This is a genomic window from Pseudomonas sp. AFG_SD02_1510_Pfu_092 (assembly GCF_003331055.1).
Classification (GTDB): Bacteria; Pseudomonadota; Gammaproteobacteria; order Pseudomonadales; family Pseudomonadaceae; genus Aquipseudomonas.
The window spans coordinates 1-13,695 of record NZ_PUQD01000041.1; the positions used below are offsets into that span (position 1 = coordinate 1).

The 13,695-nt window shown below is 65.3% G+C and carries 13 protein-coding genes; 7 read left to right on the top strand and 6 right to left on the bottom strand.

Annotated features, from left to right (window positions below):
- Nucleotides 1-99 precede the first annotated feature (99 nt).
- Nucleotides 100-975: an AraC family transcriptional regulator gene (locus C6A77_RS17050; protein WP_114170514.1), complete on the bottom strand. Its 876-nt coding sequence runs from the start codon at nt 973-975 to the stop codon at nt 100-102.
- A 264-nt stretch (nt 976-1,239) separates the two neighbouring features.
- On the opposite strand from C6A77_RS17050, the gene C6A77_RS17060 reads away from it, so the two are divergent.
- Nucleotides 1,240-2,142 carry a DMT family transporter gene (locus tag C6A77_RS17060; RefSeq protein ID WP_114170516.1) on the top strand — a complete coding sequence of 301 codons (903 nt, stop codon included), beginning with the start codon at nt 1,240-1,242 and terminating at the stop codon, nt 2,140-2,142.
- Nucleotides 2,143-2,261: 119 nt separating this feature from the next.
- On the opposite strand, the gene C6A77_RS17065 is transcribed toward C6A77_RS17060, so the two are convergent.
- The gene (locus C6A77_RS17065; protein WP_114170517.1) at nt 2,262-3,236 is read right to left on the bottom strand and encodes a D-glycerate dehydrogenase; all 975 of its coding nucleotides are present in this window, start codon (nt 3,234-3,236) and stop codon (nt 2,262-2,264) included.
- 178 nt (nt 3,237-3,414) lie between these two features.
- Nucleotides 3,415-4,362 (bottom strand): LysR family transcriptional regulator, encoded by a 948-nt coding sequence (locus C6A77_RS17075; RefSeq protein WP_114170519.1) that lies wholly within the window; start codon nt 4,360-4,362, stop codon nt 3,415-3,417.
- Between the two features lie 191 nt (nt 4,363-4,553).
- Between C6A77_RS17075 and C6A77_RS17080 the strand changes: the two genes are divergently transcribed.
- The 4 genes from C6A77_RS17080 to C6A77_RS17095 are packed head-to-tail and all read left to right on the top strand — an operon-like array spanning nt 4,554 to nt 9,348.
- A complete protein-coding gene (locus C6A77_RS17080; protein ID WP_114170520.1) occupies nt 4,554-6,083 on the top strand; it encodes an efflux transporter outer membrane subunit in 1,530 nt (509 codons plus the stop codon).
- Nucleotides 6,080-8,257: an FUSC family protein gene (locus C6A77_RS17085; protein WP_114170521.1), complete on the top strand. Its 2,178-nt coding sequence runs from the start codon at nt 6,080-6,082 to the stop codon at nt 8,255-8,257. Before C6A77_RS17080 ends, C6A77_RS17085 begins: the two co-directional genes overlap by 4 nt.
- A gap of 19 nt (nt 8,258-8,276) precedes the next feature.
- Nucleotides 8,277-8,477, top strand: coding sequence for a DUF1656 domain-containing protein (locus C6A77_RS17090; protein ID WP_008097766.1), 201 nt, complete (start codon nt 8,277-8,279; stop codon nt 8,475-8,477).
- Between the two features lie 10 nt (nt 8,478-8,487).
- A complete protein-coding gene (locus C6A77_RS17095) occupies nt 8,488-9,348 on the top strand; it encodes an HlyD family secretion protein (protein ID WP_114170522.1) in 861 nt (286 codons plus the stop codon).
- A gap of 80 nt (nt 9,349-9,428) precedes the next feature.
- Here C6A77_RS17095 and C6A77_RS17100 read toward each other — a convergent pair whose 3' ends face one another.
- The 3 genes from C6A77_RS17100 to C6A77_RS17110 all read right to left on the bottom strand — a co-directional run bounded on the left by C6A77_RS17100 (nt 9,429) and on the right by C6A77_RS17110 (nt 10,763).
- Nucleotides 9,429-9,902, bottom strand: a complete 474-nt coding sequence (locus C6A77_RS17100; RefSeq protein WP_114170523.1) for a type II toxin-antitoxin system YhaV family toxin — start codon at nt 9,900-9,902, stop codon at nt 9,429-9,431.
- Nucleotides 9,899-10,225 carry a type II toxin-antitoxin system PrlF family antitoxin gene (locus C6A77_RS17105; RefSeq protein WP_114170524.1) on the bottom strand — a complete coding sequence of 109 codons (327 nt, stop codon included), beginning with the start codon at nt 10,223-10,225 and terminating at the stop codon, nt 9,899-9,901. Before C6A77_RS17105 ends, C6A77_RS17100 begins: the two co-directional genes overlap by 4 nt.
- A 91-nt stretch (nt 10,226-10,316) precedes the next feature.
- Nucleotides 10,317-10,763 carry a universal stress protein gene (locus C6A77_RS17110; protein WP_114170525.1) on the bottom strand — a complete coding sequence of 149 codons (447 nt, stop codon included), beginning with the start codon at nt 10,761-10,763 and terminating at the stop codon, nt 10,317-10,319.
- Nucleotides 10,764-11,032: 269 nt separating this feature from the next.
- Between C6A77_RS17110 and C6A77_RS17115 the strand changes: the two genes are divergently transcribed.
- Together C6A77_RS17115 and C6A77_RS17120 are read left to right on the top strand one after the other, a co-directional pair.
- A complete protein-coding gene (locus C6A77_RS17115) occupies nt 11,033-11,941 on the top strand; it encodes a LysR family transcriptional regulator (RefSeq protein WP_114170526.1) in 909 nt (302 codons plus the stop codon).
- Nucleotides 11,942-12,137: 196 nt separating this feature from the next.
- A complete protein-coding gene (locus C6A77_RS17120; RefSeq protein WP_114170527.1) occupies nt 12,138-13,679 on the top strand; it encodes an MFS transporter in 1,542 nt (513 codons plus the stop codon).
- Nucleotides 13,680-13,695: the final 16 nt, after the last annotated feature.

Consider the following 13,695-nt stretch of genomic DNA (forward strand, 5'->3'; position numbering starts at 1 on the left):
CCGCCCCCCCCCCCCCCCCCCCCCCCCCCCCCCCCCCCCGGGCCCCCCCCCCGGGGGGGGGGGGCCCCCCCGGCGATGGGCTGCACAGCAGCCCCAATTTCACAGATTGAAAGCCAGACGGTACTCGCCCGGTGTGGCCCCCATCGCTTGCCGGAACCGGTTGCTGAAATGGCTGGCACTGGCAAACCCGCACAACAGGGCAATTTCCCCCAGCGGCATCACCCCCAGCCGCAACAGCTGGCAGGCCCGATGCAGCCGCCGCGCCAGCAAGTACTGGTGCGGCGGTAAGCCGAAACTGGCGCGGAACATGCGCGCGAAATGGTATTCGGACAGGTTGCAGCGCAACGCCAGTTCACCCAGGGTGATCGGCAGGTCCAGGTGCGCTTCGATGTAATCGACCAGTTGCCGACGCAGGTTCGGTGCCAGCCCGCCTTTCAGGCGCAGGCCCTGGCGCAGCCCGACCTGGTTGAGCAGCGCGTGGTCGACGATCTCGTGCGCCAGGCTGCTGGCCAGCAAGCGCTCGCCAGGCTCGTCCCAGGCCAGGGTGATCAGCTGGCGAAAGCGCGTGGCCTGCTGCGGGTCCTCGAGAAAGGTCGCTTCCTGCAATTGCAGCTCGCGCGGTTCGCGGTCGAGCAGGCGCACGCAGCCCAGGGCGAACTGCGCCTCGCTGACGTACAGATGGGCCAGGCGGATCGCGCCATTGACCACCCAGTTGGATTCCTGCCCGGCCGGCATCACGCAGAGCTTGCCGGGCGCGCCTTTGTCCGCCGGGCGCTGGCGGCGGAAGGTGCCGGTGCCGTCGGCGATGTAGCACGACAGGGTGTGATGGCTGGGTGCCTGGTAGTCGCGGGCATCGTCACGGTTGCGCCACAACGCCGCCGCCAGCCCATCGCCCAGCTGCGCACTCAGCTCCAGCCGCGCGTGGGGCGAGGCGTGCATGGCATTGAACACTTGTAGTTGGGTGAGTGGGGTCATGGGCGGTTCCTCTTGCCTGCCATGCTACTGCGCCTTGCGCTGGCTTACAGCTACCGGCAGGACAAATGCGCAAGTTTGTGCAAGCGCGTGGTGGCCCGGCAGGGGAACACTGACCTGCCTCGGCGAGGGCTGCGCCCTCGATTCGCGGGTGAACCCGCTCCCACAGGGACTGCGCCAGCCTTGCAAGCGGCGCAGTCCCTGTAGGAGCGGGTTCACCCGCGAAGCGCCGGGCACCGATCTTGAAAGGCCCAAGGAACCGTCGCCATGAACCTGTCACTCTACCTGCTCACCGTCCTGATCTGGGGCACCACCTGGATCGCCCTGAAACTCCAGCTGGGCGTGGTCGCCATTCCGGTCTCGATCGTTTACCGCTTCGCCCTGGCCGGCCTGATCCTGTTCGTCTTCCTGCTGCTCACCCGCCGCCTGCAACCGATGAACCGGCGTGGTCACCAGATCTGCCTGGCTCAAGGCCTGTGCCTGTTCTGCGTCAACTTCATCTGCTTCCTCAGTGCCAGCCAGTGGATCGCCAGCGGGCTGATCGCCGTGGTGTTCTCCACGGCCACCCTGTGGAACGCACTCAATGCGCGAATCTTCTTCGGCCAGAAGATCGCCAGCAACGTGCTGGGCGGCGGCGCGCTGGGCTTGTTCGGCCTGGGCCTGCTGTTCTGGCCGGAGCTGGCCCACCATTCGGCCAGCCGCGAAACGCTGTATGGCCTAGGCCTGGCCTTGCTCGGCACGCTGTGCTTCTCGGCGGGCAACCTGCTGTCGAGCATGCAGCAGAAGGCTGGGCTGCGGCCCATGACCACCAATGCCTGGGGCATGGCCTACGGGGCGGCGATGCTGGCGGTGTTCTGCGTGGTCAGCGGCGTACCGTTCAGTGTGGAGTGGAACGTGCGGTATATCGGCTCGCTGCTGTATCTGGTGGTTCCCGGTTCGGTGATTGCCTTCACCGCCTACCTGACCTTGGTCGGGCGCATGGGGCCGGAGCGGGCAGCGTATTGCACGGTGCTGTTCCCGCTGGTGGCGTTGAACGTGTCGGCGGTGGCCGAGGGCTATCAGTGGACGGCGCCGGCGTTGCTGGGGCTGGTGGCGGTGATGGCGGGGAATGTGCTGGTGTTTCGCAAGCCGCGAGCCAGGGTGCCCGGGGTGGTAGTGGCAGCCAAGTAGGTACTGGATTGCCTACACTGGCCTCTTCGCGGGCATGCCCGCTCCCACAGTTACAGCGTTGCAATACTTGTGGGAGCGGGCGCGCCCGCGAAAGGGCCGGTGCAGGTTACAAAGGTATATCAGCCCTTCCACACCTGCGGGTTCACCAGGTCCCGTGGCCGCTCACCCAGCAGCGCCGCGCGCAGGTTGTCGATGGCCCGGTTGGCCATGGCTTCGCGGGTTTCGGCGGTGGCCGAGCCGATGTGCGGCAAGGTCAGGGCGTTGGGCAGCTTGAACAGCGGTGAATCGCTCAGCGGCTCTTTCTCGTACACATCCAGGCCGGCTCCGCGAATGGTGCCGCTCTGCAGTGCCTCGACCAGCGCCGCCTCGTCCACCACCGGCCCGCGGGCGATGTTGATCAGGAACGCGCTCGGCTTCATCAGCTTCAGCTCGCGGGTGCTGATCAACTTGCGCGTAGCAGCCGACAGCGGCACCACGATGCACACGAAGTCCGCTTCGGCCAGCAGTTGCTCCAGGCTGCGGAACTGCGCGCCCAGCTCTTGTTCCAGCGCGGCCTTGCGGCTGTTGCCGCTGTACAGGATCGGCATGTTGAAACCGAAGCGGCCACGGCGCGCCACGGCAGCGCCGATATTGCCCATGCCGACGATGCCCAGGGTCTTGCCGTGCACGTCGCTGCCGAAATGCGCCGGGCCCACCGTGGCCTGCCAGTTGCCGGCCTTGGTCCAGGCATCCAGCTCGGCAGTGCGCCGGGCGCAACCCATGATCAGCGAGAAGCCCAGGTCGGCAGTGCTTTCGGTGAGTACATCGGGGGTGTTGGTCAGGGCGATGCCGCGTTCGTTGAAGTAGTCCAGGTCATAGTTGTCGTAACCGACCGATACGCTGGACACCACCTCCAGCCTGGCCGCGCCTTCGAGCTGGGCACGGCCGAGCTTGCGGCCCACGCCGATCAGGCCGTGCGCCTCGGGCAGCGCTTCGTTGAACTGGGCGTTGATGTCGCCGAGCTTGGGGTTGGGCAGGACCACGTTGAAGTCTTGCTGCAGGCGCTCGGCCATGGCCGGGGTGATGCGGCTGAAGGCCAGGACGGTCTTTTTCATCGGGCTACTTCTCTGCAAGGCGGTTGGGCGGTGGTGGCCTCTTCGCGGGTAAACCCGCTCCCACAGGGATTGCATTGGCCTGAGGGCAGCGCTGTACCTGTGGGAGCGGGTTTACCCGCGAAGAGGCCAACAATGGTTAGCAACCTACCATTGTCCGCCCCCGCAATGCAGCAGCTTTTTAATTGGCGATCAGCACCTGATGGGTTTTCAGGTCTGCCTCGTGCGCCGCGAGGATCTCTGGCAGCGAATTGCGCAGGTACTCGACCCAGGTCTTGATCTTGGCATCCAGGTACTGCCGCGACGGGTAGATGGCATACAGGTTCAGCTCCTGCAGGCGGTACTCGGGCAGCACCCGCACCAGGCTGCCGTCACGCAGGCCGTCGATGGCCGCATAGATCGGCAACACCCCCACACCCATGCCGCTGCGAATCGCGGTCTTCATGGCATCGGCGGTGTTGACCATGAACGGCGAGCTGGTGATGTTGACCATCTCCTGGCCCTCGGGGCCGTCGAACAGCCACTTTTCCAGCGGGATCACCGGGCTGACCATGCGCAGGCAGGCGTGCTTGAGCAGGTCGGCGGGCTTGTGCGCCACACCGTGGCGGGCAATGTAGGCGGGCGAGGCGCAGACGATGCTGTAGGTGATGCCCAGGCGCTGCGACACGAACCCCGAGTCGGGCAGTTCGGTGGCCAGCACGATGGACACGTCATAGCCTTCGTCGAGCAGGTCAGGCACGCGGTTGGCCATGGTCAGGTCGAAGGTCACATCCGGGTGCGATTCGCGGTAACGGGCGATGGCATCGACCACGAAGTGCTGGCCGACGCCGGTCATCGAGTGCACCTTCAATTGCCCGGCCGGGCGGGCGTGGGCGTCGCTGGCCTCGGCCTCGGCTTCTTCCACATAGGTAAGAATCTGTTCGCAACGCATCAGGTAGCGCTTGCCGGCTTCGGTCAGGGCGATGCGGCGGGTGGTGCGGTTGAGCAGCCTCGTTTGCAGATGGGCTTCCAGGTTGGAGACCGCCCGCGACACGTTCGCGGTGGTCGTATCCAGTTGCCCCGCGGCAGCGGTGAAGCTGCCAAGCTGGGCGACGCAACTGAAAGCACGCATGTTTTGCAGGGTGTCCATGGGTCACTCTCGATCTAGAGGACAAAATTGTGTCACGAAGTAACGTAAAAGAGCGGAAAAGTTGCCTTCGACCAAAGGCGGATTATCGCTGTTTTGGTAACAAAGATTCGCAGGAATCCACGCTTATCGCCAGTGCCGCCGCCCCCTAGAATTGCCCGGCCCCTTCACCTCTGCCTCGGGATATCGCAGCTGTGCCGCGTCGCATCATCAGAGCGCTCAATGCGTTCAGTGCCTGTGCCCTTGCCCTCACCTTGAGCGGCTGTATCGGAACCTGGGGCATTGCCCCGCAAAGCAAGACGCTGCAAGCCAACTCCCTGAGCACCGACGCGGCCATCCGCGCAGCCGCCACCGACGCCCACTGGCCGGACCAGCAGTGGTGGCAGGCCTATGGCGACCCGCAACTGGACCGTTGGGTGGCCCTGGCCATGGCCGGCAGCCCGAGCCTGGCCATGGCGGCGGCACGGGTGCGTGAAGCCAAGGCCATGGCCGGCGTGATCGAATCGGCAGAAAAGCTTCAGGCCGATGGCCAGGTCACGCTCAAGCGGCACAACTGGCCTGAAGACCAGTTCTACGGCCCTGGCGCGTTGTCGGGCGCCAACACCTGGGACAACAACGCCGCCATCGGCTTCAGCTACGCGCTCGACCTGTGGGGCCGCGAGCGCAATGCCAGCGAGCAGGCCGTTGACCAGGCACACATGAGCGTCGCCGAGGCCCGCCAGGCACAGCTCGAGCTGCAGAACAACGTGGTGCGCGCCTACATCCAGCTGAGCCTGCACTTCGCCCGGCGCGATATCGTCAAGGCCCAGCTGCAGCAGCAGGAACAGATCCTGGCCCTGGCCAAGCGCCGCCTGGAGGCTGGCATCGGCACCCATTTCGAAGTCAGTCAGGCCGAAGCGCCGCTGCCGGAAACCCACCGCCAGCTCGACAGCCTCGATGAAGACATCGCCCTGACCCGCAACCAGCTGGCCGCGCTGGCCGGCAAGGGGCCGGGCGAGGGCGCGCAGTTGCAGCGGCCGAGCCTGGCCCTGGCCGCGCCGTTGAAACTGCCGTCGAACCTGCCCGCCGAACTGGTCGGCCAGCGCCCCGATGTGGTCGCCAGCCGCTGGCAGGTGGCCGCGCAGGCGCGGGGTATCGACGTCGCCCACGCCGGCTTCTTCCCCAATGTCGACCTGGTCGGCAGCCTTGGTTTCATGGCGACCGGTGGTGGCCCGCTGGAGTTTCTGACCGGGCGCAAGTTCAACTACAACGTCGGCCCGGCCATCAGCCTGCCGATCTTCGACGGTGGCCGCCTGCGCTCCCAGCTGGGCGTGGCCTCGGCCGGCTATGACATTGCCGTGGCGCACTACAACCAGACCGTGGTCGGCGCGTTGAAGAACATCTCCGACCAGCTGATCCGCCGCGAGTCGATGAAGCAACAAGCGCACTTCGCCGCCGAATCGGTCGCCGCCGCACAGAAAACCTACGACATCGCCATGGTCGCCTTCCAGCGTGGCCTCACCGACTACCTCGAAGTGCTCAACGCGCAGACCCTGCTGTTCCGCCAGCAACAGGTGCAGCAGCAGGTGCAAGCGGCCCGCCTTGGCGCCCATGCCGAGCTGGTCACCGCCTTGGGTGGCGGCCTGCAGGCCGGCCAGGATGTACCGCCGCAGCAGCGCCAGGCGGCGCCGAAAACCCCGGCCAGCCTGGCCATTTTCGACCAGCAGCCGGATAACGCCGAATGAGCACTTCCAGTTTGCCCGTGCGCTGGTTGCAAAGCCTGGAATGGCGCCGGGGCTTCTTTGCCTGGGCGCGCACCGACGGGGTCACCTGGGTGTATATCTTCAAGGTGCTGGCCGCAGCGTTCATCACCCTGTGGCTGGCCATGCGCCTGGAGTTGCCGCAACCGCGCACGGCGATGATCACCGTGTTCATCGTCATGCAGCCGCAAAGCGGGCACGTGTTCGCCAAGAGCTTCTACCGGGTGCTTGGTACCTTGGCCGGCTCGGCGATGATGGTGGCGCTGATCGCCATCTTCCCGCAGAACACCGAGCTGTTCCTGCCCAGCCTGGCCTTGTGGGTGGGCCTGTGCTCGGCCGGGGCCATGCGCTACCGCACGTTCCGCGCCTATGGCTTCGTGCTGGCCGGCTACACCGCGGCAATGATCGGCCTGCCGGTGCTGCAACACCCCGACCAGGCGTTCATGGCAGCGGTATGGCGGGTGCTGGAGATTGCCTTGGGCATTCTGGTATCGACCTTCGTCAGCGCCGCGATCCTGCCGCAGTCGGCCAGTGCCGCCATGCGCAACGCCCTGTACCAGCGCTTTGGCGTGTTCGCCGGGGTGGTGGTGGAGGCCTTGCGTGGCGACAGCCAGCGCGACCGCTTCGAAACCAGCAACGTGCGCTTCGTCGCCGAGGCGGTGGGCCTGGAGAGCCTGCGCAACGTTACCGCCTTCGAAGACCCGCACATGCGCCGCCGCTCTGGCCGCCTGGTCCGCATGAACAGCGAGTTCATGGCCATCACCACCCGTTTCAATGCCTTGCATCGGTTGCTGGAGCGCCTGCGCGCGCGTGGCCCGCTGCAGATCGTCAGCGCCATCGAGCCGGGCCTGAATACCTTGGTGGAGCTGCTGCAGCCCTACGTCGGCCGGGCGCTGACCGACGCCGATGCACTGCGCCTGACGCTGGAGTTGGCCGCCTACAAGGAAGGCCTGCAGGCACAGGTGCGCGGGTTGCGTGCCGAGTACCTGGCGACCGACCCCAGCGACGCCGACCTGCTCGACTTCCACACGGCCTTCGAGCTGCTGTACCGCTTCGTCGACGAGATGTTCAGCTACGCCGAAACCCACGCCTCGCTGGCCGCGCACAGGCACGAGCGTGAGCAGTGGGACGAGCCCTACGTGGCGCAGACCAGCTGGCTGGTATCGCTGGCCGCCGGGGTGCGCGCCTCGGCGGTGCTGTTGCTGCTGGGCAGCTACTGGCTGCTCAGCGACTGGCCCAGCGGCGCCATGATGACCTTGATCGCGACGGTCACCGTGGGCCTTTCGGCGGCTTCGCCGAACCCCAAGCGCATGTCGTTCCAGATGGCGTGCGGCACCGCCATCGGCGCTTTCGTCGGCTTCTTCGAAACGTTCTTCGTGTTCCCCTGGATCGACGGTTTCGCGCTGCTGTGCATGGTGCTGGCGCCGGTGTTCGTGCTTGGCGCGTTCCTTTCGTCGCGCCCGGCTTATGCCGGCTACGGTGTCGGCCTGCTGGTGTTCTTCGCCATTGGTTCGGTGCCGAACAACCTCACCGTGTATGACCCGTACAGCTTCATCAACGACTACATCGGCATGATCATCGGCATGTTCGTTTGCGCTGCTGCCGGGGCGATCATCCTGCCGCCGAACAGCCGCTGGTTGTGGAGCCGCCTGGAGCAGGAATTGCGCGAGCAGGTGCTGTTCGCCATCAGCGGCCGCCTGCGCGGCATCGGCACGGCCTTCGAAAGCCGCACCCGCGATCTGCTGCACCAGGCCTATGGCCTGGCCGCCGGCAAGCCGCAGGTGCAGAGCCAGTTGATGGGCTGGATGTTCACCGTGCTGGAAGTTGGCCACGCCATCATCGAGCTGCGCAAGGAGCAGGCCCGCGCACCGGTGCACCCGGCCTACGCCGAGTCGCAAGCGTGGCGCCAGGCGATTCGCGTCATGGGCCGCGCCCTGGCGCGGCTGTTCCTGCAACCCAGTGCCAGCAACCATGAGCGCGCCCTGGTCGCGGTGGACCACGCCATTGCCCGCGTGCAGGCCACCGACGAGCCCTTCGCCCGGCACTTCGACACCTCGGTGCTGCGCCGCGTGCAGAGCTACTTGCACTTCATCCGTTCTTCCCTGCTCGACCCACAGTCGCCGCTGGCCCCGGCGAAAGGACTGCACAGTGCTCAGTAAAACCATGCTCCCTGAAATCATGCCCCGTGAAATCGCCTTCCATGGCGTGTACATGCCCACCATGACCCTGATGTTCCTGTTTGCCCTGGGCCTGGCCTGGGGCCTGGACCGGTTCATCGCCAGCCATGATGGCTACCGCTTCTTCTGGCACCCGGCGTTGCTGCGCCTGAGCCTGTTCGTCTGCCTGTTCGGCGCCCTGGCGCTGTCGCTCTACTGGTGAGAATCCTTCGATGAAAAAGTTCTTCAGCCTGATCGCCACCCTGCTGGTGCTGGCCGCTGCCGTGGTGATCGGTCGCCAGTTGTGGCTGCACTACATGACCACGCCGTGGACCCGCGACGGGCGCGTGCGTGCCGACATCATCAACGTCGCCGCCGATGTGCCTGGCTATGTGGTGGATGTGCCGGTCAAGGACAACCAGCGGGTGAAGAAGGGCGACCTGTTGATCCAGATCGACCCCGAGCATTACCAGCTGGCGGTCGACCAGGCCAAGGCCCTGGTCGCTTCGCGCAAGGCCACCTGGGAGATGCGCAAGGTCAACGCCAAGCGCCGCGCCGACATGGACAACCTGGTGATCTCCAGAGAAAACCGCGACGACGCCAGCAACATCGCCAACGCCGCCCAGGCCGACTACCAGCAGGCCCTGGCCGAACTGGCCGCCGCCGAGCTGAACCTCAAGCGCACGCATATCGTGGCCACGGTGGACGGTTACGTGACCAACCTGAATATCCACAGGGGGGACTATGCACGGACCGGTGAAGCGGTGATGGCGGTGGTCGACGAGCACTCGTTCTGGGTGTACGGCTTCTTCGAAGAGACCAAGCTGCCGCATGTGAACGTGGGCGATCAGGCCGAACTGCAGATGATGAGCGGCGAGCGCCTCAAGGGCCATGTGGAGAGCATCGCCCGCGGCATCTACGACCGCGACAACCCGCAGAGCCGCGAGCTGATCGCCGACGTGAACCCGACCTTCAACTGGGTGCGCCTGGCACAGCGGGTACCGGTGCGCATTCATATCGATGAAGTGCCGCAAGGGTTTCTGCTGGCAGCGGGGACGACCTGTACGGTGGTGGTGAAGCCGAGCGAGGGGTGACCGTCGCCGTTACCACCGCCTGGCGCGGCCCCGGAGGAGCGGCCGCATTGGCCAATGACAATGTGTTTGAGCGAGATAGCTCAATCTGCTGCAGTCTCGGCCTCTTGCAGTAATTGGTCCCAGTCGTCCGGCGGGTGGCCGCTATGCAACATCTTCTGAAAGACTTTGTAAGCATCGTCGCTACTGTCGTACGCCCGCTTGCTCGACTCGTCATTGACCCAGGCCAGCACGATGATCCTGCTGGGGGTGTGGTAGCGAAAGAACAATCGGTATTGCTGGAAGAATTTCGCTCTGAACCAGTGCTTGTGATCACCGCCAAGCGTTGCACCTTGTCGGTAATCAGCTTTGGTCGGGTCTTGGGGAATCACATCGAAAGCCAGCCGCTGTATGGCCGCCAGCCGTTTATAGGCGTTCTTTTTTGTGTAGCCTGCAGGGTCTTTCTTCATCTGGGCAAGGACTTGATCGCTGAGCGCGTCCAGCTGGGCCAGAAACAGCGGGTGGGCAAATACGGTCCATCCATTAATTACCAGAGGCTTTCTGTTCGCATCGCTCATTCATCGTCCGCCGACAGAGGTTGATCCAGGTCGACCTCCGCGTCGCCGACAAGCTTGTCGAGACGAGCGATGAGGCCGGCATCGACAACCTGCAGCCGCTCAGGATTGCTGGCGATATCGTGCGCCAGGAAATTCAGAAATTTGCCCAGTACCGGATCGTCCTCGGTCGCCTCTGCGCGGGTGAGTATTACCCCACCGTCAGGGCGAATCGAGTAATGAATCTTGTCACGCTTTTTCAAGCCCAAGGCACGCCGTACCGTTTCGGGAACGGTGGTTTGATAGCGATCGGTCAGCGTGGACTCGACGTCGAGGGAGTTGGCCATGGGCGATGTCCTTGGGTTTGCAACGGTGCTTTCCAAGGTAATGCGATTGCATTGCTGGGTCAATGCACATGCATTGCCATGTGATAAGCGGTCAGGCTACCCCCACCAACACCGGCACCTCCACCCGATCGATCACTTTCGCACTGATCGACGGGTCCAGCATTCGCCCCAGCCGCGACAGGTGGCGGTGCCCCATGATGATCAGCTCGCAGTTCAGCGCCTGCGCCTTGGCCACGATGGCCTCGACCGGCTGCCCGGCCACCATGCAGCCCTGGCAGGCGAAGCCGGCTTGCTGCAATGCCCGCACTGCCTCGGCCACGGCACGGTCGGCCAGGTGCTGTTCCTCGCAGGCGGCGGGGTATTCCTCGAGTTCCTCGGCAGTGTAGGGCGCGGGTTTGTCGTGCACGGCGAAGGTGGCGTCGATGGCCAGCAGCACATGCAGTTCGTGCTCGTCGGGGCGGCAGTAGCGGCGGGCTAGGGTGAGCAGGGTGGTGGCAGCGGGGGAGGCGTCGATGGCGATCAGGACGGGGCTGGGCATTGAAGATCCTTGTTCCGGGCTGGCTGAGTGATTGTCTGTTCCGGCCCTTTCGCGGGTGAACCCGCTCCCACAAGGAATTGCACTGGTTTCAATGCTGGTGTAGCTGTGGGAGCGGGTTCACCCGCGAAAGGGCCGAACCTGCCGCCCATCATTCTTGGCCCAACCCGCCGGCTGAATAAATGCCCCACCACGCACGAGCGCATTGCGTCTGGTGCAATCCAGCAACCTGCTACCATCGCCGTTCCTCACAGCTGTATCGGAAAACAGCCATGCAACTCCCGGACATGAACCTGCTCGTCGCCCTCGATGCGCTGCTCGATGAAGGCAGCGTGGTGGGCGCTGCGCAGCGCATGAACCTGAGCCCGGCGGCGATGAGCCGGACCCTGGGGCGGATCCGCGATGCCCTGGGTGACCCGATCCTGGTGCGCGCTGGCCGTGGCCTGGTGCCGACGCCCCGGGCGCTGGCCCTGCGCGAGCAGGTGGCGAGCCTGGTGGAGCAGGCCGGCGAGGTGTTCCGCAGTGCCGACGAGGTCGACCTGCCCAAGCTTGATCGGGCCTTCAACATCCGCACCAACGACCTGTTCATCGCCCTGTACGGCGCCCAGTTGCTGCGGCGCATGCACGAGCAGGCGCCGCGCACGGTGCTGCGCTTCGTGCCGGAAAGCCCTGGCGGTGATGACGACAGCGTGCTGCGCGACGGGCGGACCGACCTGATCATCAGCTCGACCGTGGACCTGGGGCCGGAGATCAAGGTGCAGAGCCTGTTCCAGACCTACTACGTGGGCCTGGCGCGGCGCGACCACCCGATCTTCGCGCAGCCGATCACACCGGCCAGCTTTGCCGGTTATCCACAGATCAGCGTGTCCCGCCGTGGCCGGGCCAACGGGCCGATCGATGTCGAGCTGGCCAACTGCAAGGTGCAGCGGCGGGTGGCGCTGATTACCCCGAGCTTTCATTCGGCGCTGTTCTCGTTGCCGGATTCCGACCTGATCCTGCCGATGCCGGCGAATATTCTCAACAGCGTGAACAAGCTGGGCTTACCGCTGCGCGCGTTCGAGATCCCGGTGCCGCTGGAGCGGGTGACGGTGCTGCAGGCGTGGCACCCACGGTTTCACAATGACCCGGCGCATCGCTGGTTGCGGCAGACCTTGAAGGCTTGCTGCAGCGTTGATCCTTGAAAGCTTCGCGGGTAAACCCGCTCCCACAGGGATGTGCGGTGCCTGTGGGAGCGGGTTTACCCGCGAAGAGGGCGACTCGGTTTTCCCCTGGATTGCGCCTGACGCAACATAAACCTACCGATAAGTCAGTTTTCGTCAGCATTCGACCTTCTTAGACTTGCTCCAGTCGCAAATTTGTTGCTGGAGATGTCTGTTCATGAGTTCCCTGTCCGCCCCGTCTGCCACGCTGGCCGCTGCCCCCGTGCCGGCCGCGCCTGCGCAGACTGCGTTTGGCCTGCAGGTGGTGGTCGGCTTGTTCGGCGTGTTGCTGGCTGTGTTGTGCGCAGGCCTCAACGAGTCGGTGACCAAGATTTCCCTGGCCGATATCCGTGGGGCGATGGGCATCGGCGCCGACGAAGGCGCGTGGCTGCTGGCGGTGTACAGCGCCGCCTCGGTGTCCGCCATGGCCTTCGCACCATGGCTGGCTACCACCTTCTCGCTGCGGCGTTTCACCATGAGCGCCATCGGCCTGTTCGCCGTGCTCGGCCTGCTGCAGCCGTTCGCCCCCAACCTGCACAACCTGATGCTGCTGCGGGTGCTGCAGGGCTTCGCCTCCGGCGCCTTGCCGCCGATGCTGATGAGCGTGGCCCTGCGCTTCCTGCCACCGGGCATCAAGGTCTACGGCCTGGCCTGCTATGCCCTCACCGCCACCTTCGGGCCTAACCTCGGTACCCCGCTGGCCGGGCTATGGACCGAATACGTCGGCTGGCAATGGGCGTTCTGGCAGATCATCCTGCCCTCGGCGCTGGCTATCGCCTGCGTCGGCTGGGGCCTGCCGCAGGACCCGCTGCGCCTGGAGCGCTTCAGGCAGTTCGACTGGCGTGGCGTGCTGCTCGGCCTGCCGGCCATCAGCTGCATCGTGCTGGGCCTGTCGCTTGGCGACCGCTGGGGCTGGTTCGACTCGCCGCTGATCTGCTGGCTGCTCGGCGGTGGCCTGCTGTTGCTGGTGTTGTTTCTGTTCAACGAATGGTCCGAGCCACTGCCGTTCTTCCAGTTGCGCATGCTGTCGCGGCGCAACCTGAGTTTCGCCCTGGTGACCCTGGCCGGGGTGCTGATCGTGCTCTCGGGGGTGGGCAGCATTCCGTCGGCCTACCTGGCGCAGATCCAGGGCTACCGCCCGGCGCAGACCAGCCCGCTGATGCTGCTGGTGGCCATGCCGCAGCTGCTCGCCCTGCCACTGACGGCGGCGCTGTGCAACATCCGTGCGGTGGACTGCCGCTGGGTGCTGGGCATCGGCCTGGCGATGCTGGCGGTGTCCTGTGTCGGCAGCAGCCTGCTGACCGCCGAGTGGATCCGCGGCGACTTCTACCCGTTCTATCTGCTGCAGGTGTTCGGCCAGCCGATGGCAGTGCTGCCCTTGCTGATGCTGTCCACCAACGGCATGACCCCGCAGGAAGGCCCGTTCGCTTCCAGCTGGTTCAACACCGTCAAGGGCCTGGCCGCGGTGATCGCCGGTGGCCTGCTGGACGCCCTTGGCACGCTGCGCCGGCATTTCCATTCCAACCACCTGGTAGACAGCCTGGGCAATGCCCCGCTGATCGACGATAACGCTGCCGGCCTGGCCAGGCGCATCCACGACCAGGCGCTGGTGCTGACCTCGGCCGACCTCTATCTGGTCATGGCCTGCATTGCCGTGGCCCTGATCTGCCTGATTCCTTTCGTGCCTACCCGGGTCTATCCGCCGCGCGCGGTGGCCTGAACCCTGGATGAATTCG

What these genes read in the sequence shown, in the direction of transcription:
- C6A77_RS17050 (WP_114170514.1), bottom strand. Translation starts at nt 975, where the DNA reads ATGACCCCACTCACCCAACTACAAGTGTTCAATGCCATGCACGCCTCG.
- C6A77_RS17060 (WP_114170516.1), top strand. Translation starts at nt 1,240, where the DNA reads ATGAACCTGTCACTCTACCTGCTCACCGTCCTGATCTGGGGCACCACC.
- C6A77_RS17065 (WP_114170517.1), bottom strand. Translation starts at nt 3,236, where the DNA reads ATGAAAAAGACCGTCCTGGCCTTCAGCCGCATCACCCCGGCCATGGCC.
- C6A77_RS17075 (WP_114170519.1), bottom strand. Translation starts at nt 4,362, where the DNA reads ATGGACACCCTGCAAAACATGCGTGCTTTCAGTTGCGTCGCCCAGCTT.
- C6A77_RS17085 (WP_114170521.1), top strand. Translation starts at nt 6,080, where the DNA reads ATGAGCACTTCCAGTTTGCCCGTGCGCTGGTTGCAAAGCCTGGAATGG.
- C6A77_RS17090 (WP_008097766.1), top strand. Translation starts at nt 8,277, where the DNA reads ATGCCCCGTGAAATCGCCTTCCATGGCGTGTACATGCCCACCATGACC.
- C6A77_RS17095 (WP_114170522.1), top strand. Translation starts at nt 8,488, where the DNA reads ATGAAAAAGTTCTTCAGCCTGATCGCCACCCTGCTGGTGCTGGCCGCT.
- C6A77_RS17100 (WP_114170523.1), bottom strand. Translation starts at nt 9,902, where the DNA reads ATGAGCGATGCGAACAGAAAGCCTCTGGTAATTAATGGATGGACCGTA.
- C6A77_RS17105 (WP_114170524.1), bottom strand. Translation starts at nt 10,225, where the DNA reads ATGGCCAACTCCCTCGACGTCGAGTCCACGCTGACCGATCGCTATCAA.
- C6A77_RS17110 (WP_114170525.1), bottom strand. Translation starts at nt 10,763, where the DNA reads ATGCCCAGCCCCGTCCTGATCGCCATCGACGCCTCCCCCGCTGCCACC.
- C6A77_RS17115 (WP_114170526.1), top strand. Translation starts at nt 11,033, where the DNA reads ATGCAACTCCCGGACATGAACCTGCTCGTCGCCCTCGATGCGCTGCTC.
- C6A77_RS17120 (WP_114170527.1), top strand. Translation starts at nt 12,138, where the DNA reads ATGAGTTCCCTGTCCGCCCCGTCTGCCACGCTGGCCGCTGCCCCCGTG.